At 39.0% G+C, this 20,813-nt stretch carries 15 protein-coding genes; 5 read left to right on the top strand and 10 right to left on the bottom strand.

Annotation, left to right across the window (positions count from 1 at the left end):
• Positions 1–91: 91 nt before the first annotated feature.
• Both P0Y49_02645 and P0Y49_02640 read left to right on the top strand, forming a co-directional pair.
• Positions 92–673, top strand: a complete 582-nt coding sequence (locus tag P0Y49_02645; protein WEK20051.1) for a thymidine kinase — start codon at positions 92–94, stop codon at positions 671–673.
• A gap of 92 nt (positions 674–765) precedes the next feature.
• Positions 766–1,887 (top strand): peptidoglycan bridge formation glycyltransferase FemA/FemB family protein, encoded by a 1,122-nt coding sequence (locus P0Y49_02640; protein WEK20050.1) that lies wholly within the window; start codon positions 766–768, stop codon positions 1,885–1,887.
• A gap of 231 nt (positions 1,888–2,118) precedes the next feature.
• On the opposite strand, the gene P0Y49_02635 is transcribed toward P0Y49_02640, so the two are convergent.
• On the bottom strand, positions 2,119–2,646 hold the full coding sequence (locus P0Y49_02635; protein ID WEK20049.1) for a ferritin: 528 nt from the start codon (positions 2,644–2,646) through the stop codon (positions 2,119–2,121).
• 103 nt (positions 2,647–2,749) lie between these two features.
• Positions 2,750–3,115 (bottom strand): hypothetical protein, encoded by a 366-nt coding sequence (locus P0Y49_02630; protein ID WEK20048.1) that lies wholly within the window; start codon positions 3,113–3,115, stop codon positions 2,750–2,752.
• A 321-nt stretch (positions 3,116–3,436) separates the two neighbouring features.
• Between P0Y49_02630 and P0Y49_02625 the strand changes: the two genes are divergently transcribed.
• From P0Y49_02625 to P0Y49_02615, 3 genes are read left to right on the top strand one after another with little or no spacing between them, the layout of a single operon-like run.
• On the top strand, positions 3,437–4,246 hold the full coding sequence (locus tag P0Y49_02625; protein ID WEK20047.1) for an ABC transporter permease: 810 nt from the start codon (positions 3,437–3,439) through the stop codon (positions 4,244–4,246).
• Positions 4,247–4,254: 8 nt separating this feature from the next.
• Complete coding sequence (locus P0Y49_02620; GenBank protein WEK20046.1) at positions 4,255–5,025, top strand: ATP-binding cassette domain-containing protein; 771 nt, start codon at positions 4,255–4,257, stop codon at positions 5,023–5,025.
• A 6-nt stretch (positions 5,026–5,031) separates the two neighbouring features.
• On the top strand, positions 5,032–6,012 hold the full coding sequence (locus P0Y49_02615; protein WEK20045.1) for an MlaD family protein: 981 nt from the start codon (positions 5,032–5,034) through the stop codon (positions 6,010–6,012).
• A 145-nt stretch (positions 6,013–6,157) separates the two neighbouring features.
• Here P0Y49_02615 and P0Y49_02610 read toward each other — a convergent pair whose 3' ends face one another.
• The 8 genes from P0Y49_02610 to P0Y49_02575 all read right to left on the bottom strand — a co-directional run bounded on the left by P0Y49_02610 (position 6,158) and on the right by P0Y49_02575 (position 20,802).
• Entirely contained in the window at positions 6,158–8,569 is a 2,412-nt protein-coding gene (locus tag P0Y49_02610) for a glycoside hydrolase family 3 N-terminal domain-containing protein (protein ID WEK20044.1), read from the bottom strand.
• A 119-nt stretch (positions 8,570–8,688) separates the two neighbouring features.
• The gene (locus tag P0Y49_02605; protein WEK20043.1) at positions 8,689–9,387 is read right to left on the bottom strand and encodes a diphthine--ammonia ligase; all 699 of its coding nucleotides are present in this window, start codon (positions 9,385–9,387) and stop codon (positions 8,689–8,691) included.
• A gap of 190 nt (positions 9,388–9,577) precedes the next feature.
• Positions 9,578–10,828, bottom strand: a complete 1,251-nt coding sequence (locus P0Y49_02600; GenBank protein WEK20042.1) for a glycoside hydrolase family 88 protein — start codon at positions 10,826–10,828, stop codon at positions 9,578–9,580.
• Positions 10,829–10,885: 57 nt separating this feature from the next.
• Complete coding sequence (locus tag P0Y49_02595; GenBank protein WEK20041.1) at positions 10,886–12,280, bottom strand: alpha-L-fucosidase; 1,395 nt, start codon at positions 12,278–12,280, stop codon at positions 10,886–10,888.
• Positions 12,281–12,293: 13 nt separating this feature from the next.
• Positions 12,294–13,295, bottom strand: coding sequence for a DUF5017 domain-containing protein (locus tag P0Y49_02590; protein ID WEK20040.1), 1,002 nt, complete (start codon positions 13,293–13,295; stop codon positions 12,294–12,296).
• 37 nt (positions 13,296–13,332) lie between these two features.
• Positions 13,333–15,336 (bottom strand): RagB/SusD family nutrient uptake outer membrane protein, encoded by a 2,004-nt coding sequence (locus P0Y49_02585; protein WEK20039.1) that lies wholly within the window; start codon positions 15,334–15,336, stop codon positions 13,333–13,335.
• A gap of 18 nt (positions 15,337–15,354) precedes the next feature.
• Positions 15,355–18,531, bottom strand: coding sequence for a TonB-dependent receptor (locus tag P0Y49_02580; protein ID WEK20038.1), 3,177 nt, complete (start codon positions 18,529–18,531; stop codon positions 15,355–15,357).
• Positions 18,532–18,693: 162 nt separating this feature from the next.
• Entirely contained in the window at positions 18,694–20,802 is a 2,109-nt protein-coding gene (locus P0Y49_02575) for a polysaccharide lyase 8 family protein (protein WEK20037.1), read from the bottom strand.
• Positions 20,803–20,813 lie beyond the last annotated feature (11 nt).

Here is a 20,813-nt window from a genome sequence, read left to right as displayed (position 1 = left end):
TAACGGAAGAATTGATGTTTTATGTTGGTAACTTGACGCTCAAAAGTACTACAAAATTCTGATATTAGCAGGCTCTTAAATCCTATTAAGCATGTTATTCAGCGAACAAAATTACAGACGAGGAGAGTATTGCGGCAGTATTGAGGTAATTTGCGGCTCTATGTTTTCGGGCAAAACCGAAGAATTATTAAGAAGACTAAAGCGTGCGCAGATCGCGAAGTTAAAGATCGAAATCTTCAAACCAAAAACCGATACCCGCTACGATGAAACCGCTGTAGTTTCACATGATCTGAATTCAATTGAGTCCACTCCTGTGGAAACGTCAACCGCAATCTTACTCTTAAAACCGGATACTCAGGTTGTGGGTATTGATGAAGCTCAGTTTTTTGATGATAACCTATCAGAAGTTTGTAATCAGCTTGCCCAAAAAGGGATAAGAGTAATTATTGCCGGTTTGGATATGGATTATATGGGCAAGCCTTTTGGACCTGTACCTGCATTAATGGCCATTGCCGAGCTAGTCACAAAGGTAAATGCAGTATGCGTTCGTTGTGGAAGTCCGGCCGTATACTCCTACCGTACTGCCGCCAGCGAAAGTAGGGTACTATTGGGAGAAAAAGACAGTTATGAGCCGAGATGCAGACATTGTTATCATCTGGGCGATATTGATTAAGATTAAACAGCCTGATCATATTAGTGCCATAGATCTCTTTATATTGGCTTATGATGTTAAAATTCCCGTCCTTTGCAGGTTAAGCAAATGAGATGAATATTTTTATTGAAAAAAAGGACATTAAAGAGGTTTACGAAACAGCGATTATACAACAAACAGCATTTTGGTCGGAAGTAAAAACCAAGCAAGGCCTGCAATCAAAAGCATTTAATTTTAAAGTTGAAGATGGCAACATTTACAACAACGCCTTAAAAAACTCCTATACACACGCAGATTTCCTTGTCCTGTTACAACCGTTAGACAATGAGCATTCCGTTGCTTATGTACCTTACGGTCCTGAAATAGAACCTAATGAGGAGTATCAAGGCAAATTTCTTGAAGAACTTTCTGAATCTCTCCGTTCTTACCTACCATCAAAATGTATTTTGATCAGATACGATCTGGCCTGGCAATCCCATTGGGCTAAAGAAAGTGACAGCTTTGATCAATCAGGAAATTGGACTGGTCCGCCTGAGAAGAAATACCAGGAATTCCGTTTTAACTTTAATACCACTAACTGGAATCTAAAAAAAGCCAACTCCGATATACTCCCCTCTAACACCATATTTTTGGATCTCCAGCGCGATAACGACATCATGCTTGACGCTATGAAGCCAAAAACCAGATACAATATCAATCTGTCGTTTAGGAAAGGGATCAATGTTAAAAAAGTAGGTATGGAAAACCTGCATATATGGTATGCACTATATCAGGAAACTGCGCTTAGAAACAGAATCCATATTAATGACATTAACTACTTTAAAACAGTATTAACTGCACGTGCTGAAAACACTGCCTCACCTGCGGATGTTGAATTGCTTCTTGCCGATCTGGACGGGGTTCCACTGGCGGCAATGTTTCTGGTAATATCCGGTAATAGAGGAACTTATCTTTATGGCGCCTCATCTTCTACAAACCGGAATTACATGGCTACTTATGCACTGCAATGGGAGGCTATGAAAATCGCCAAAGAACGCGGTTGTATAGAGTATGACCTGTTTGGTGTGGCGCCACGACCAGATCCTTCGCACCCCCTTTACGGTTTATACAAATTTAAAACCGGATTTGGCGGACAATTATACCATAGAATGGGTTGCTGGGATTATCCTTTGGACGATGAGCAGTATAACAGATTTATTGCTACGGAGATGCATAGTCAGGGTTATCATCTTTAGAAACAGTATACTTTGTTTTATTAACCGTTCGGGCAATTTTTACAGCGTTTTCCCGTCAGGTACTTTTCACAGCATTCCTTTTTCTTTTTATCCTTTTTTTTCTTTTTATCTTTTTTCTTTGACATGGCCTCTAGGATAATCAATAAACAAAAAAAGGTACATACTGTTTTGCTTTTCGCATAAGTATGTACCTTATATAGATACTTCCCGGAAAACCGGCAATGTTGGTATTTAATCCTCGCTATAGGTGATTTGACCAACATGTTTGTCGATCTGCCATCTGCCGGTCCCCTCTTCACCAATTATGTCAAATAACTCAACCGCTCTTCTGGCTTTATATTCTTCTTCTCTTTGTTCTTTAAAGAACCAGTTTAAAAATTCGATAGTAACAAAATCCTGCTCCTTATAGCAACGGGCAGCAATGTTCTTGATCGACTGTGTTACGCTAATCTCCTGCTCCAGGGCTTCTTCAAAAACCTCACGGAATGAATTATACTCTGCTTTAATATGAGTAATTTCCGGAGAAACTGCGTTACCTCCCATATCTAAAACATACTTAAAGAATTTCAATTGATGCAACCTCTCTTCTTCTGCCTGTGCAAAGAAATAATTTGCAGAAAAATCATAACCGTTTCTATTACACCATGAAGCCATAGATAAATAAATTGCTGATGAATGTGCTTCTTTTTTTATTTGCTGGTTTATAAGTGTCTCCACATCTGATGAGAGTAAACACTTAACACGCATAATGTCTTTCATATATTGTATGTATTAAGTTCCTGTTTTCTAATACAAAAATACGGCTAACTATCCACAATAGTTAAAATAAGGTTAATATGGAAAGAATCTAATTCCAGCGTAATCAGCTGATTATACGGTGCAGACGGTCGTAGATGATGTGGTTAAGCTCCAGCATCACAAATGTACCTTGTAGCAATTCCTTTAAAGCAATGATCTCAATTAAGGATAAAACATAGCAATGATCACAAGCACAAATGAAAAGGATCTCTACATCAGGAGACTTTGTATTATTGAGCAACAAATCCTCGATATCAATCTGGTAAACAGCTTTCTTTAACTTTAGGATATTGCGATAATCAAAACGGGCGAGTTTCCCTGCAAAATCAATATACCAGCAATTTTCCTGATCAGACTGATAGATTGCACCTGCCTTAGTGCTAAACACCTCAACAAAATCGACTGAAGACTGAATGGTTAAATTTTGCATTAATAAATATTGATTGATACAAAGGTGATTATTATTTAGATTTATTCCAAATCAAGAGAAGATATTTTATAATTTTTATTTAGCGGTTACAATAAGATATCCCTATCAACTATTTCGCCGGTATGACTTCATCTCAATCTTATAATCATTCTAAATAAAAGAAAAGTACTTTAGCACTCATAAAATTACATTGTATTTATAATGCAAGAACTAACTTTACAAAATTATGGCTTAGGGTTTGATAACATCGTTTATGTATGATACACAACCCTTTGCATTTAAGCACCGCTACTAAGATAATTATGATATTAAGCCTTATTCATGGAGAACAAAGCTGAAAATCCATCCATACCTAACGCAGAAGTTAAAGCCCCGGGCAAATTGGCACGTATGTTTTTAACTTTATATGATGTTTATAAATTCATAACCCGATTTTTTAAAGAGGGTTTTCTACCTCCCTACGAGGCAAGAGAACTGTTTCGCCAGTGTTATGAAATTGGTTACCGTTCGGCCTTGCTTATTTCTACTACAGGATTTATTACCGGAGTCGTATTTACCAAACAATCGCGTCCGTCATTATCAGAGTTTGGAGCGACTTCCTGGCTTCCTTCACTGGTTGGAATTGCCTTGTTAAGAACGCTAGCTCCTTTGCTTACAGGGCTTATTGCAGCCGGAAAAGTAGGGTCCAGCATAGGTGCAGAATTGGGTTCTATGCGAGTTACTGAACAAATAGATGCAATGGAAGTTTCGGCAACAAATCCATTTAAATTTTTAGTTTCTACCCGCGTGATGGCAGCTACCATTACCATCCCTATCCTTACATTTTATACGGCTATGGTTGGAATGCTAGGGGCATTGCTTAATGTATCCATGAGCGAAGGCACAAGTGCACGCGCCTTTTTTCAATCTTCATTAGAGCAGATCACCTTTCTTGATATTACCGCCTCAACCATTAAAGCAATTCTTTTTGGGTTTACCATCGGAATGGTTGGCTGTTACCAGGGCTATAATTCATCAAAGGGAACAGAAGGTGTGGGTAAGGCCGCAAACTCTGCCGTAGTTATTGCCATGTTTCTTATTTTTATTGAAGAAGTGGTTTCAGTACAATTTTTTGGCCTATTTAGAAGCTAATTTTAACAATGGAAGAAAAACCAACATTTAAAAGCAGCGAAAAAGTAATAGAGATCAAAGGATTATATAAGTCTTTTGGAAATTACCATGTGCTTAAGGGCGTTGATCTTGAGCTGCACAAAGGTGAAAACCTTGTTGTTCTGGGAAAATCGGGTACCGGTAAATCTGTACTCATCAAAATCATAGTAGGCTTACTTACGCCTGGTGCAGGTGAGGTGAAAGTTTTGAACCAGTACGTTGATCAGATTACCTATAAGCAACTCTTGGCTTTAAGGCTAAAAGTAGGCTTCTCGTTTCAGAATAGCGCGTTATATGATAGTATGACGGTAAGGCAAAACCTTGAATTTCCATTGGTAAGGAATCAAAGAAACCTAAGCAAGGCAGAGGTTAACCTCGCTGTTGAGGAAATGCTAGATGCCGTAGGCTTATTGCAAACAATTAATCAAATGCCTTCTGAATTATCAGGTGGACAAAGAAAAAGGATCGGTATTGCACGTACACTTATCCTGCGTCCGGAAATCATGCTTTATGATGAACCGACAGCAGGTTTGGATCCGATCACCTGTCTGGAAATTAATAGCCTGATCAATCAGGTTCAGGAAAGGTTCCATACCAGTTCCATTGTAATTACCCATGATCTTACCTGTGCCAAAGCTGTTGGCAACAGAGTCGCTATGCTTTTAGACGGACAATTCCAGCGTCTTGGAACATTTGAAGAAGTATTTAACACAAACGATAAAAGGGTTAAACCTTTTTACGATTATAATTTTATTCAGTAAAAAAATATGCAAGTAACAGACAACCGTAAACAGATAACAGTAGGTGTATTTATACTCATTGGCTTAGTCATATTCGTTTTAGGGGTATTCACTTTAGGAAGCCAAAGAAAAGCATTTGTAAAAAGCTTTTCTGTAAATGCTGTTTTCAATGATATACAAGGTTTAAAAGCCGGAAACAATGTTTGGTTTTCGGGAGTTAAAATCGGTACCATCAAAAAAATCCAGTTCTATGGCATCTCGCAGGTTCAGGTATTTATGAATATTGAAGAGGACGCCCACAAATACATCCATAAAAATGCATCAGCAGGTATCAGCTCTGATGGATTGATTGGAAATAAAATTATTGTCATTACAGGTGGTAGTCCGAAATTCCCTTTTGTAGAAGATGGTGATCAGTTGCAGGTAGCCAATACACTATCTACTGATGATATTATGAAAACTTTCCAGGTCAACAATAAAAACCTGGTTGATGTGACTTCAGACTTTAAAGTATTAGCCAGCAATCTTGTTGAAGGAAAGGGCGCCGTAGGTGCTTTACTTACTGATGAGCAAATCGCTAAGAACTTTAAAGCTATTGTAGAAAATCTTAAAACCACAACTGAGTCGACAAACAGAATGGCGGAACAAATGAATACGTTTAGCAAAACCTTGAATACCAAAGGTGGCTTAGCGGATAAATTAATGACTGATACTGCCGTGTTTGCCCAACTTCAACAGGCAGTACATGAGCTGCAGAAAACTGCACAATCCGCTTCGGCAATGACTGAAAACCTGAATAAGGCAACGTCTAAGTTTAATAAGACAGATAACGCAGTGGGTTTATTGATCAACGATCAAAATACTGCAGATCAGGTTAAAGTTATCATGCACAATATGGAAACAAGTAGCAAGAAACTGGATGAGAACCTGGAAGCCCTTCAACACAATTTCTTGCTAAGAGGATTTTTTAAGAAGAAAGCGAAAGCTGCTGCTGAGGCTCAAAAATAACCATTCTCATCAAAGACTGGAATCTTTTGCCTGAAGAAGGCAAAATTTCCTAGGTCTTTTCTGAGAAGGTAATTTTTGTCTGAAAGCATGATGCCTAAGCGGGAATACCATAGCAAGCAGGATAACAATTAAGCTTTGCAGACCCTTAGTTGATTACGGTAAATTCCTTTTTCAATCTGATGTCTTCTGATGAATTGCCAATCATGACCCGAAATTTACCGGGCTCAACTGTCCAATTCATGTTTTTATCTAGCAGTGCTAAATCGTCAGGGTGTAGGACAAATTTTACGGTCTTGGTTTCTCCAGGAGCAAGACTTACTCTTTCAAACCCTCTAAGCACTGACTCATAAGTTGTTACGCTACTCACCACATCTTTAAGGTACAATTGTACGACTTCATCGCCCTTGCGTGCTCCGGTATTTTTTACATCAACACTGATTTGGATGTCTGCTTGGTGGTGGATTTCATTTTGACTTAGCTGTAAGTTATTGAACTCAAAAGTAGTATAGCTTAATCCATATCCAAAAGGATATAAAGCTCCTAACACGCGAGTTTTACCATTTCCATTGGGATCATCATTTTTACCCTGTCCCGCTTGAGAACCCGGTTTAAAAGGGAAGTTCAGCTCAATCTGACCAATGGATTTTGGATAGGTCATAGTTAGTTTACCGCCAGGATTATTTTCACCAAACAAGGTTTCTGCAACCACTTTCCCTGCCGATGGTCCCGGGAATCCAGCTTGAAGGATTGCTGGTAAATAACGGTTTTCCCAGTTAATCGTCAGAGGACGACCATTTACCATCACCATTACGATAGGTTTTCCAGTTGCATGTAAAGCCTGCAACAATAGCAACTGACGACCCGGTAGGTTTAAACTCGTCCGTGATTTACTTTCGCCAACCTGACCGTCTGTTTCACCTACTACTGCAATTACAATGTCTGACATTTTTGCATCAGCAACTGCTTTATCGATCTGCGCCTTTTCTTCTGCTGTAAGGTCTGTAGGGATAATCTCACTTTCAGGCCATTTGGCATCAATCACATCGCATCCTTTACTATAATTTACTTTTGCAGTTTTGCCTACAAAAGCTTTAATTCCTTCCAGAATAGAGGTAATAGGATTATTAGATGGTCCGTACCTACTTGTCGTGTAATCTACTTCCGTTGCCAATGGCCCGGTAACCAATATATTTTTGTATTTGTTAACATCAAGGGGCAACAGGTTCTTTTCATTTTTAAGTAAAACCATTGACTCTCTGTTTAACTGTACAGCCAGTTCTTCATCGGCTTTGGTGTGTACCTTTTTATCGGAAGATGCAGGGTCTTTTACATAAGGATCGTCAAACAAACCCAATTTAAATTTCACTCTTAGTACATCACCAACGCGTTCATCCAACGTCTTCATGGATATAGAACCTTCTTTAACCAGCTCCCTTAGTGGAAGTATAAAATTCTCGGGCATGGTAAAGTGCGTACGCACATTCAATCCAGCCTGGATAGACTGTCTCACGGCCTCTTTGTAATCTTCAGCAACATGATGTTTACCCGAAAGAAATTCTACAGCCTCGCTATCCGAAACCACATAACCATCAAAGCCAAATTGTTTACGCAAAAGCTCGGTCAGGAAGTAATAACTTCCCGTTATTGGTTCTCCATTCCAATCGTTATAGCTACTCATGATCCCCATTGGCTTGGCTTCCTGTATCACCCTTCTAAATGGATAAAGAAACATCTCGTGCATTTCTCTTGGAGCCACATGTGGGTCAGTACGTGCCTGACCATCCCGTCCGCCTTTAGGCACACTATATACAGCATAATGCTTTAATGTAGCAGCGGTCCCCTGGTCCTGAATCCCTAATGTCATTTGCTTGCCCAACTCTGCAATCAGGAATGGATCTTCAGCATAACATTCCACTACCCTGCCCCAACGTTGATCTCTAGCCACATCAAGTATTGGTGCATACACATTGGTATAGCCTAAAGCTCTGGCTTCTCGACCTACAATACTTCCTGCCTGATACACCAGTTTTTTATTCCATGTGCTGCCAATATTTACGGGAGCAGGAAAAGGAGTAGCCCTATCGTGGCACAAGCCATGAATCCCTTCATTACTAAAATCTACAGGAATGCCCAAACGCGTTTCCTCCACAAACCATTTTTGTACGGTATTGATGGCATTGGCATGTTTGCTAAAAGGGAAAGAATATTCTGTTACAGCCTTTTTATTATATGGGAGACTGTTTAACTCCTCATCTATATTTGCAATACCATCTTTCCAGATCTTTGTTTTCCATTCGGCAGTTGGCATTTCATCTTTCAATACCCTACCATAGCCATATAATGTGGCTGTCTGACAAGTTTTTTCGTCAACGGTCATCTGACTTAATAAGTCTTTTACCCGGGCATCAATAGGTTTTGAAGGATCTTCAAAAACATCCATTTTCCCATTTTTATTAAAATCTACCCAACCTTTATGGTAGATATTTTTGTTCTGAGCAATAGCGGAATCCGCTAAAAACACCAATGCAATAAATGCAAGCGGTTTGTATTTCATCATGTATTAAAAAATTATGGCAAGTATTAGCGGTCCTAAATTACTTTTTTAAGCCAATCATAAATTGGCTAAATACTCAGGTATTTTTACATTATACTAAGTTGAACAGATGGTTCGTAGATTTATTTACCTATTAAAATCAGGTCAATGTACCAATACCCGGCAAGCACATCACCTACAGGAGACGGATAAGTTCTAAATACCTTTTCTCCAATGGTAAAGTTTATAGGCTTTTTAAATATAGGCCCATCAAAGACAAAAGTATGGAACTCCCCATTCTCCCCACATGGATCTATACCTGGCGGCAGATCTGCAATGAAACTATCATCAATTACTCTTCCACAAAAATCCTCGAGACCTTCTTTAGCACACACAACAATTGTTTTATATCCGAGGCCAATAAATTCCTTTAAAATTTCTGTAGTTTCTCTTTGCCAAAGTGGAAAAACAGCTTTCATGCCAATTTCCGCCAACTTAGCCTCCCTGTAAGCTTTTAAATCTTCCAGAAATATATCCCCAAATATAGAATGTGTAATGCCCTCCGATTTAAGCTGCATCAAATGTCTGTGCATATATTCCTCATAAACCTTCATCTCTGGTGATTCGGGCAAACGAATTTGATACAATGGAATGCCTATACTTTTGGCCTGAGCGATTAACAAGCTTTCCCTTACACCGTGCATACTTACCCGGTTATAGGCTTCATTAACTGTAGTCAATAAATAACGAACATCGAAACTTTTATCTTGTAGAATATGATGCAAGGCCAGGGTACTATCCTTGCCACCACTCCAATTAAATACACTAATTTGTTTATTCATTGCTTTAATTAACACCTAATACCTTGCTAAGATAACATTAGCCCTAAAAATACCCATAAAAAAAGGTGGCCAAACATTTAGACATGTCTGGCCACCTTGCTTTAGATTAAAATTACCTTCTCCGAAAGCGCCTAGGAAATTTTGTCCTTTTTCAGGGCAAAAGATCCAGCGATTGAGGAGAATGGTTATTTTAACCCTTTAATTTGTTGTATCTCAACAACGCCTCTAAGAAATAATAATCTGCATAAATTAAAGGCACGTCAATTTCAGATTTATGAGGAAGACTACCTACAGAATGCTTTAAGATAAACCCAGAGTTTGTCCCAGGTTTAGCTAGATACTGATCACCCGACAATGATTTCAACATCAGCTCAGCCTGAGTAAAGTATTTTTTACCATCCTTAGCGAAAGTACTCAACTCCAATAACCCTGATGCAACAAGCGATCCCGCCGAAGCATCGCGAGGGATGTAGGATAATTTATTGGCATTATAGTCAAAGTCAGGGTTATAACCTTTTTGCTCGGCGTTAAAATCCCAGTAAGGAATTTTATCCTTTGGCAAATTAGGATGGTTGATGTAAAAATCTGCAGCTTTTTCTGCTGCTTCTAAAAAGCGTTTGTCTTTTGTCTCTCTGTACATCATGGTGAAACCATAGATGGCCCATCCCTGTCCTCTAGCCCATGTTGAATTATCTGCATAACCTTGATTGGTTTGCTGGTGTAACACTGTACCATCTGGAGCGTAGTCTACCACGTGATAAGTACTAAAATCAGGTCTAAAATGATTCTTCATTGTGTTTAAAGCGTGACTTATTGCCACATCCTTATACTTAGGATTACCGGTTAATTTAGAAACATAGCAAAGCATTTCCAGATTCATCATGTTGTCGATGATTACCGGATATTGCCACATGGTCTTTTTATCCCATGACATTTTAGGGTTCCATGATTTTATCAAGCCCACTTTAGGGTCAAATCTGGTCAATGCAGACTCTGCCGATTGGATCAAGATCTTATGATATAGTTCTATTTTTTTGGGGTCTTTTTCAAACCTTAAAGCATTACCATAAGAACAGTACATCACAAAGCCTACATCATGGTGCTGTGTTAAAAATTGTGCTTGTTCAAGGGCCTCAGTCCACTTCGTAGCCGCAGCTTTCCACTCTGGCTTCTTCGTATATTCATAGATATACCATAAGCCTCCCGGAAAAAAGCCTTGTGTCCAGTCCCAAATATCTGTTGTTTTTACCGACCCATCTGTGTTGGTCGTACGTGGGAATTGGGTCAAATCCTTAGACGTTTTAAGCATTTGGCTATATTGTTTTTCGGCAACAGTAAAATCTTTTTTAATCAATTCTGTTTTTGGCGAGAGCAATAAGAATGATGATGCAGTCACAGAAACTGCTAATGCTGATGCCAGCAACAGGTTGCGTCTTTTCATTTTAAGATTGGTTAATTTCATTTGTGTGTTTTTGAATATAAAAGATTTCTAAAAAGGTTAAATAACATCTACTTTAAAAACGTATACAGGTATTCCTGCAGGCAATTTTTTAGGCATTTCAATGTATAAATGATTGCTTTCCTGTTTCCATGCAATACGGTCTTTAGCACCCAAAAGCTGTATAGACTTAATGGACTCCGCTCCTGCTTTCAAGCTTTTAACCATTAAATTGGGAGCAGTCCAACTGCGCGCATAAACGTAAATGCTCCGATCTTTTTTTGTAAAGTATATATCCGGACTAGTGGTTTTAGCCGTATTGTCATTATCTGTATCCACCAATCCGGAGGCGTTTTTTTGCTTTTCATCTGTTGCTGCAGAAACTACCTCATTAGTAACCGTCCAGGGTTGTGTACCATAAATTGCTTCCTGATTTACCTTCATCCATTGCCCTATGCTTTGCAGATTTTGAATACTCTGTTCAGGAAACTCACCGGCCCCATCAGGATTTACATTTAACAAGAAGTTCCCGCCCTTACCCACAATCTCAACAAGTTGCCTGATCAATAATTCCGGAGATTTCCAGGCTTTATCATAACGGTTATAACTCCACTTACCACTCATGGTAATACAAGCTTCCCAAGGTTTCGACAGCTTTGTAGCTGAAATTTGCTGCTCCGAGACTAGATAATCACCCAGTCCATTACCTATGCGGCTGTTAATAATGCAGTTTGGTTGAAGCCCCCGAATAAACTGTTCCAGTTCCAGACTTTCAGATTTACTGATCAGCTCAGGGGTATCAAACCAAATGATACCGATCGGACCATAGTTACTTAAAAGCTCTTTAATCTGTGGTTTTACTTTTCGTTCAAAATACCTGGCAAATACCTTTCCATCTTCATTTGGAAAATCCCAGGTATTACTTCTCCCAGCTTTTTCGGGCCAGTTTGTTGGAACATCAGGATCTTCCCAATCGCGGCCCAGCGAATAATATAGACCTAGTCTTAATCCATATTTTTTACATGCAGCAGCAAGTTCCTTTATTGGATCTCTATGCCACTTTGTAGTCTTTCCAATGTTATAGTCACTGGCCTTAGAGTCGTACATGGCATACCCGTCATGATGTTTACTTGTAAACACCACGTATTTCATCCCAGCATCTTTAGCACGCTTAACCCAGGCATCGGCATTAAACTTAACAGGATTAAAATCGTCCGCTATTTTAGCGTATTCCTTAACAGGAATACGCTCGTATAACATAAAATGTTCATTCCCCTTTGATGGTTTTCCTTTCCATTCCCCAGCAGTGACAGAATAAAGTCCCCAATGCACGAACATGCCAAATTTAGCATCCTTCCACCATTTCATATCCGCCCCTGGTCCGCGAACCTCTTGAGCAGCTAAGGAACCACCTAAGAAAATCAGTATTAAAATACCTTTTAGTACCTTCTGCATTTATCTTTTTAAATTAAGGTTTAGTTACCTTTATTGACAGTGCTTTCACTACAGTAGCAGAACCATTAACGACATTATTTGAGGCTACAAAAGTTGGTTCGGACTGAGTTACTGATGGGTATTTATATAGATATTTTTCCAATTTAGCGGAGATAGATTTAAGGCCTACTCCAACATCCGGACTAACTTTCTTTAAGTTAATTGGTCCCATGATTGCCCATGCTTCTGTTGGAGCTGTTGCCGCTCCTACAGTTGCGGCACCAGTAATGACTAAGCTGGTACCTGCAGTAAATACCCAAGGATATTTATTCATGTTTTTCGTTTCATCATAAGAAACCCACCAACCTGGACTATAAGTAATCGCACTGTAATTTTTAATTTCTGTATTTGGCGCGCCCAGATTCCCTATCGTATAAATTGACTCATCTGCTAGCTTATTTGTAAGTGTTAATAATGTAATGGTCCATTTATTTTGAATCGTTCCTGCAGTAGCTACATATTTAAACGCGATGTATACTGGCTTACCTAAGTTTGCAAAGGAAGATAGATTGATATCTCCTGAGGTGGTTGCTGCTCCGGTCGACAAAGTTGCCTGATCAGTAATATCTGACCATTGTGCATTTGCAATGTTAGCATTCGTAATAACCGTATCTCTAATTGTTGTACCAGGTTTTAATGCAATCCCCTTAAAATCAGAAGACACCATTAATGACAGAGAATTTGGCTGCATTCCATTAGCCCTTAACGAAGTAAACTGCAAAACAGGCGTTCCATCCGCAGATGTTCTATCTTTATTAATATACTGTCGACTAATTTCCCCGGAATAAAATGTAATCACGTCAGGGTTGCCCTTGAAAACAAAATTCAAAGAATCTGAAGTAGTGTAAGTATTGCTAATCACACCGTTGGTTTTGGATGCGGTAACATCAAAATTAAGCGATTTTACTTCTATTTCTTTACTACAGCTTGCAAAAGTGAATGCAATTGCTGTAACTATTATATATCTATTGATCATAAATAAGTTCTTTTATTGGTTAATGGCTCTTATACAATTACCAGCCCGAATTTTGTGTCATGTTTTTATTTACAGATATTTCTGATGAAGGAATTGGGTATAGCAAATTTCGCTCAGTGATACTTGATCCTGCTAATCCACCATAAGAAGTTGCACCAGCATTGGCTTTCATATCTAAACCTAAATCATTCATCGTTTTCACCCATTTCCCCCAACGAATCAAATCCGGCCTTCTCAAAGTCTCGTAACAAAGTTCTCTTGCGCGCTCATCTTCTATTGCCTGCTGAAAGTCATCCAATGCTGCAAAATCTACCACAGAGGTTGCAATTGTAGCGGTAGCGGTTGCTCTTGCTCCTGCATAAGTAAAGACCGCCCCTGTTACCGCAGCAGATGAAGCTCCACTTGCTTGTGTAGGAGCGGTAGCTGTTGAGGTCCCTGCTGTTGTAACAGTATACAAATTACTGCCATTAAAGACTTGTGTTCCTACTACGTAGATAGTGCTGGCCGTCCAGGCCGAACCAATAGTAACCGTTGGTGCACTTGTATAACCTTTTCCCGGTTTTGTTAAAGCTAATGCGGTCACCTTCGCTGTCGAAGCCGTAGCTGAATAAACAACTAATGCCTCTCCTGCCGCATCCGCACCTCCGCCACCAGTAATGGTCACTGGAATGTTATTTACACCTGCTGTTAGATAACCAGTGTTACCAGCGGTGGCTAAAGTTAAACCACTTACTACAGATATCGAGGTAACGGGCGTTTGAGGATTCAAACCAAAACCGCGTCTTCTAACCTGGTTTAACGCCTCATAAGCAAGTGGAGTTGCACCATTAACATGGAATTCTGCTTCCGCTAACATGAGTAACACATCAGAATACCTTAAAACAGGGAAATTTATAGGTGTAATATTTTTTCCTTTAACCGCAGAAATTTCATATTCTCTTCTCCATTTGCCTGCATTACGACCATATAGATTGGATGCTGTGAAATAGTTCTTATAAACTGTATTTGTGACCGTATTGAATCCATAGGTATAAGGACCAATGGCCCAATCCCTTCTTAAATCACCAGCAGAATAAGAATTGTATAGCTTAGCTGTAGTATTAATAAATCCATAGCTGTAGCCTATTGTGGCTACTATATTGTCAGCTGTAGCGACAATACCATTTGTATTTCCCAAACGATTTGCATTACCATAGCCATCAGATCCATTCCCCTTATTTTCAACTTCCCACATACTCTCCTTCACATCATAACGATCCTGATGTGCATTGATAAATACCTGGCTATAACTTGAGTTCAAACTATGCAATCCTGAATCTTTTACCTTTGTAGCCCATTTCAGTGCTTCAGCATATTTACTTTGATCTTTTAAAGGAAAACCAGCCATTGTTAAGCAAACTCTGGCTAAAATACCTTCAACGACTGTTTTTGAAACTCTTCCACTAAACCCAAGCTGATCAGATGTATACACCTTACCTTCAGCCAACTCCATATCTGCAAGTATTTGCGCATACACTTGTTTTGCAGGTGTCCTGGTTACAAATACATCAGTAACTGATGGCGTAGGTTCTGTTTTTAATGGCACGTCTCCAAAGTTACTTACCAACAAGAAGTGGTAATATGCACGCATAAAATAAGCTTCACCTAATATTGCATCACGTTTTGTTTCATCTAGTGAAGCTACATTGATGTTTTTGATGAGAATATTTGCTCTTTCAATACCTTGATATAGCTGAGTCCAGAAACTATTCAACTCCGCATTTGTGTAATCAAAGTTATAAACCATAACACCGGTCGTCTGTCCGCTCCTGGCATAAAAGCCTTCATCTGTTGCCGCACCCAATTGGTCGAACATATTGTCACCATATATTCCGGCGGTCCCTAAAGGTTGATACACACCAGCAAGTGCACTTATCAATTTAGATTCCGTATTGTAATATTCCTTCTCTGTTAATGAATCAGTTGGTACTGTATTTAAAAACTTCTTACACGAGCTAAGTCCAAGACCGATCAATATTGCTATTATGAATATGTTTTTCATAAACTACTTTTTTTAAAATTAAAAACTCAGATTAGCGCCAAAAGCAATTGTCCTGCCGCGGGGATAAGCACTATAATCAAATCCTGCGGTTAATGCTGAAGCATAACTATTTACTTCTGGGTCAAGGCCAGTATATTTTGTGAAAGTGTATAAGTTCTGACCTGACACGTAAACTCTCAAGGACTGAACCTTCACCTTTTTCAACAAATTAGCTGGTATGTTGTATCCAAAGGATACTGTTTTTATCCTTAGGTACGAACCATCTTCTACGGTACGAGAAGAGTAACCTCCACCAAAAAATCCATTTACCCTATAATTGGGTGCATTTTGATTATCAGGCGACCACCTATCATTATAACTGGCGAACTGTTGCAAGTATGTTTTGTTTAAGCCATTTCCTTCAAACACCATCCTGTTCGTATTTTGTATATCATTACCATAAGACCATTGTAAGAACACATTCAAGTCAAAGTTTTTATAGCTGAAGTTATTCCCAAAACCGCCAATATGTACAGGCAAACCATTTCCTATTATAGTATAGTCCGATGCATTTACAACACCATCGTTATTCAGATCTTTATACTTAATATCACCGGGCTGTATCAGTGCACGAGCATTTCCGTTTGTAGGAACATTATCTTTCAAGAGATAAGCTCCACCACTCGTAACAGTGAAGTCACTGTACTGGTAGTTACCATCCCATACAAACCCATACATATCTCCTAAAGGCCTTCCTATTTTTGCTATATAAGCAGGGGTATTCTGATAATTATTATCCCATCTTACAGCCGTAGTAATGGCCTCCTGATTTTCTGCAAGAGCCAGGACTTTATTACGATTAAATGAGATATTAAAACTACTGGTCCATTTAAAATTTTTCTGGTCAATATTAACCGTATTAAACGCAAACTCCAGTCCTTGATTTTGTACTTTTCCAATATTTTTAAATGCCCTATTGTAACCTGAAGATGTGGGAATATCAGCTGCCAGCAAAAGATCTTTTGTAATTTTCCGATAGGCATCAACCGTAAGGTTTATCCGGTTCTTAAAAAATGAGATATCTAAGCCCGCATTATACTGGTCAGTTGTTTCCCATTTTAGATCCTTATTACCGATGAAGTAATACCTGGTATCATTAATATTGTAACCTGGTATCACAGATGAAACATAGGTATCATTAAATGAATAAGATAGTGTTACCGGCAATGCTGAGGTAGACAGGTAAGAAAAATCCCCTACCCGATTGTTTCCAGTCTGACCATAACTTAATCTCAACTTACCGTCAGAAATGACAGAAATATTTTTAGCCCAGTCCTCCTGTTTAAATCTCCATGCAAATGCCGTTGCTGGAAAATAAGACCAGTGATGCTCTTCACTAAACTTAGATGATCCATCTGCACGATAAGAGACTTCTGCATAATATTTAGACTTATAATTATACTTTATACGCCCCAAAAATGACGCTGCCGTCCACAAAGAACTTACAGCCCTGGTATAGGCAGGATTTGATATCCCTTCATCCAATCCACTTAAGCCCAAAGATTCATTCGGTAAGAAATTAGAGCCAAAGCCATAAGCACTGGATGTATTCCCCTGTTGGGTAAAACCAGCTAAGACGTTCAGATTATGGATCTTATTATAGGTTTTATTCCAGGTTAATGTATTCTCATTAGCCCAATTAAACGACTTAGTTGTAAGAATACTACCGTTTACACCATTGGTCATTCCAGGATTCGTTTTGGGATTACCATAGTAAGACAGAGAGTTATTAAATGATTCGGCTACTATCGTATTGTCTGTTAAAACCCCAGTTGCACGAAATTTCAAAGTAGGAGAAAGTGTCAGTTCAGCATACGTGTTCGCACTAATGTTTCTCGTTATGTTATCCCTGATTAAGTTCTTCTGATTGAGCAGTGGATTATATTTATAATCATTAGTATTGTTAGTGGTTTCATCTATAGGCACTGTTTCCGAAAGCGACGAAGTAGGACTAGAACCCCATACACTATATAAGATATTAGTTGTGCCGCTATTTGTAGATGCCCCTACACTATTACCTGATTGTTTAAGATAAGAGTAGTTGGCATTAATACCAACCTTAAGGTATTTACTTAATGTTTGATCAAGTGTAATCCTTCCCTGGTAACGTTTGTAACTGGTATTAATAATCGTACCATCCTGTTGATTTGCAGAGCCTGAAATTGAATACAATGTTTGTTGACTACCACCCCTTATCGCAAGGTTATAATCCTGTAAACTTCCGGTTTGAAAGAATGGTGACTGCCAATCTGTAGCTGCTACATTTTTGTAATCTTCTAGTGTTTTACCCGGTCTGGTTAAGAAATAATAAGTTGGTGTAGGATTTGCCGCAGTTCCAATGGCAGGATCACGTTCTAACTGATATTTCACAAAGTCGTAGCTACTCATCAGATCCATTCTTTTATTATTATTTGTAAAACTCTGGGTTGTACTAAGCGTAATAACGGGATTGCCTGTTTTACCTTTTTTTGTGGTGATCATAATTACCCCATTAGCCCCACGAGCTCCATATATTGCAGTTGCTGCAGCATCCTTTAATACATCCATAGATTCTATATCTTGTGGATTGATCACATTGTTATTAGCCCCTTCTATTGGAAATCCATCTATAACATACAAGGGTGAATTATCCTGAGTAATAGAATTGGCTCCCCTTATTACAATGCTTACTTGCGATCCAGGTTGACCATCTGAGGAAGTAACCTGCACACCAGCAACTCTTCCTGCCAGCGCCTCGTCAAATGAACGAACCGGAGCATTTAGCATATCCTTCATGTTTACCTGACCTACCGAACTCACCAAATCCGCTTTCTTAGATGTACCATATCCAATCACCACTACGTCGCTCAGCGTTTTGCTATCTTCGGCCAGAATTACGTTAACCGTTGATCTATCGCCAACAATAATCTCTTTCTGTAAATAACCAATATAAGTAAAAACGAGTGTTGCATTTCCTGTCTTAGGAATCATAATCGAGAACTTTCCATCCTGAGCAGTTGACGCTCCCACTTTACTCCCTTTAACCAGCACACTTACGCCTATCAGGGGAATCCCGCTTCCTTGTTCTGTTACCTTACCATCTACCTTTCTTGTTTGTTGGGCAGATGCTGTAATGGCAAAAAACAGGCACATAAAAATCATGTAAATTTTTCTCATACTTCAATAAGTTTAAATTTGGTATACTCCGTTGTAACCCTGGGATTACTTCAATCAAATTTGAGCATCAATAGAATAAAAAAAGGGGCACTAATTAATTTAAAAGAGGGTAATAATTAGTTAACATAGCTGTTTTAACCCTTTATTACCCTCAATTTCAATTTACTTAAGCGTTACCGTTGAACCGGCAAATGCTTGCTGAGGGAAACTAACCGGGTAATCCGTTGTCCTTCCATCCTTAATATTTGTAATGCTAATCATAGCATTTGTTTCTTTTTGTAAGGGGTCTGCAACAGAAATCACCATCTTACTATTCAGATCTTTAATTAACAACACACAGGCCTTATCCGACTTAATGGTATAATCTGATGTTTTCAATACACCCGGCTCATAAAAAACAGCTTGCAACATATTTAATTGCTCATTACTTACTGCCTGTACTTGTGCTGTATTGGATAGAATCTTAATGCCAGATTTGTTAAAATTAGTTAAAGGTGTAGTATTCTTAATACCCGGTAAAACGACATAAGCATATTTTGCGCCTTCGGGTTTTACACCGTGATTAATCCATAACTTAAAAACACTACCGGAAAGCTCTCCCTTTGGATGAGCTTTATTGATGCGGGACCAGCTACCTTTTTGGATATTTGTACTCAAACTCACATCAGCAGCTTCTGGAAATACATAACCAATCCCATCGTGTAACATCCAGTTTTGTTGATCATTTTTAAACACCTCCATTTTCCCTTTCCCAAACTTGCCTTTTATAGCAGAACCTAGCACATCACCATTTAACCAGCTTTGGTTAATTGTAGTCACAATCGGCTCTGGTGTATTACTATGAATATCTGCCCCCAAACATACAATTTCCTGATCAAAAAAGAACCATGCCTTTTTTGCAGAAAGACTATCGTAGTTCAATGCATAAGTGCTCGCACCATACACACCATCCGAAACACCACCAGCAAATGCATTGCTTCCATCTTCCCCCCAGAATCTGGAAGTAAGGCGATCCTCCTGATAATCTCTGGTCGTTGTTCCCGGAATCTTGTCCCATTCCCAAATCGGCATAATGTTGTAGTATTCCGGTCCCCGAACCTGAATATTGGTTGCTCCGTCTGACAGGTACCTACCAAATAAATTCTCATTATTACCCGACTCACTGCGCTTAGTCCTGTTACTTACCATTCTTACGTTAAAAGAATAGCCCGGTCTAAGGTGCATCACATAGTCCCCAATCCAGAATTGTTTATGTAGTGGTTCAATCTTATAATCGGGTGCCTCAGTGCTATCAGTACGTGCAATTGCACTTTTCCACTCGTCGGCATGCATCGGATCAACCATAGCAGCAATAACCAACCTGTTTTTCTCCCCATTCTTTCTTAAAATGTTAGGTCTGCTCACCCCACGGCCCTCAACATTAAAATCCATATAACTACCCCTAATAGCTTTTAAGTAAGTCTCACGGTAATACTTGGAAAACATCTGTAATTTCTCTTTATTGATTGCATACGGCGTTCCCTGCACATAATTAATCATTTTCAACACCCCAGTAATAAATACCGCGCCATAACTTGATATTTGTAACTGCGGACCATGCTGCAAATAAGAATAATCATACTGCAAACCCTCTTTGTAGTGAACAAACTTAATCGGATCAAATAGTTCAGCAGTTGAAGTAGCCAATAAAGCTTCATTATTGGTAAGCAAAGCCCTATAAAAATAATGCAGAGCGATATCTGTCTTATTGGCTCCTGTTTGTTTTTCAGGATCTCCACGCTTCATTCTTTCAATTAACAAAGCCTCTAAATCAGCAGGTATTCTGTTTTCGCCATTGCGGAGCAGAATCAGTATTTCGCCTAAAGCCTGAGGGGTAGCAATTTCATTATGCCACCAGTTGCTACTTTTCGGATCCTGATCGTACCAATACTTAAGTGCACGGGTAATGGCATCATATGCCTGATCGCTGCTATAATAACGGCTATCTTTTGTTATATATGCCTGAGCAAGGCTTTCTAACCTTAATAAATGCTCACCTGGCTGCCAATTGGTAATCGTTGTAACTTTATAATCAATATCCTTCCAGCTTCCATTAGCCTGCAAGGTAGCCAGGTTCTTTTCTGCGGCTTTATCTATAAATCGTAGTGGCTTTTTAAGATCCAATACAATTCTTTGCATAATTAATCCGGCAGCATCACCAGACTGTGCCATTGTTAATCTCGGTATCAGCATACTCAAGACCAGTGCAGTTATTAACAATATTCTCTTCATTGAGCTATAAA

The organism is Candidatus Pedobacter colombiensis (assembly GCA_029202485.1).
In the GTDB taxonomy this organism is placed as follows: domain Bacteria; phylum Bacteroidota; class Bacteroidia; order Sphingobacteriales; family Sphingobacteriaceae; genus Pedobacter; species Pedobacter colombiensis.
This window is presented reverse-complemented; position numbering and strand designations above follow the sequence as displayed.

Bases quoted from the DNA above. Each gene is read 5' to 3' on its own strand.
- P0Y49_02645 (WEK20051.1), top strand. From the start codon at position 92: ATGTTATTCAGCGAACAAAATTACAGACGAGGAGAGTATTGCGGCAGT.
- P0Y49_02640 (WEK20050.1), top strand. From the start codon at position 766: ATGAATATTTTTATTGAAAAAAAGGACATTAAAGAGGTTTACGAAACA.
- P0Y49_02635 (WEK20049.1), bottom strand. From the start codon at position 2,646: ATGAAAGACATTATGCGTGTTAAGTGTTTACTCTCATCAGATGTGGAG.
- P0Y49_02630 (WEK20048.1), bottom strand. From the start codon at position 3,115: ATGCAAAATTTAACCATTCAGTCTTCAGTCGATTTTGTTGAGGTGTTT.
- P0Y49_02625 (WEK20047.1), top strand. From the start codon at position 3,437: ATGGAGAACAAAGCTGAAAATCCATCCATACCTAACGCAGAAGTTAAA.
- P0Y49_02620 (WEK20046.1), top strand. From the start codon at position 4,255: ATGGAAGAAAAACCAACATTTAAAAGCAGCGAAAAAGTAATAGAGATC.
- P0Y49_02615 (WEK20045.1), top strand. From the start codon at position 5,032: ATGCAAGTAACAGACAACCGTAAACAGATAACAGTAGGTGTATTTATA.
- P0Y49_02610 (WEK20044.1), bottom strand. From the start codon at position 8,569: ATGATGAAATACAAACCGCTTGCATTTATTGCATTGGTGTTTTTAGCG.
- P0Y49_02605 (WEK20043.1), bottom strand. From the start codon at position 9,387: ATGAATAAACAAATTAGTGTATTTAATTGGAGTGGTGGCAAGGATAGT.
- P0Y49_02600 (WEK20042.1), bottom strand. From the start codon at position 10,828: ATGAAAAGACGCAACCTGTTGCTGGCATCAGCATTAGCAGTTTCTGTG.
- P0Y49_02595 (WEK20041.1), bottom strand. From the start codon at position 12,280: ATGCAGAAGGTACTAAAAGGTATTTTAATACTGATTTTCTTAGGTGGT.
- P0Y49_02590 (WEK20040.1), bottom strand. From the start codon at position 13,295: ATGATCAATAGATATATAATAGTTACAGCAATTGCATTCACTTTTGCA.
- P0Y49_02585 (WEK20039.1), bottom strand. From the start codon at position 15,336: ATGAAAAACATATTCATAATAGCAATATTGATCGGTCTTGGACTTAGC.
- P0Y49_02580 (WEK20038.1), bottom strand. From the start codon at position 18,531: ATGAGAAAAATTTACATGATTTTTATGTGCCTGTTTTTTGCCATTACA.
- P0Y49_02575 (WEK20037.1), bottom strand. From the start codon at position 20,802: ATGAAGAGAATATTGTTAATAACTGCACTGGTCTTGAGTATGCTGATA.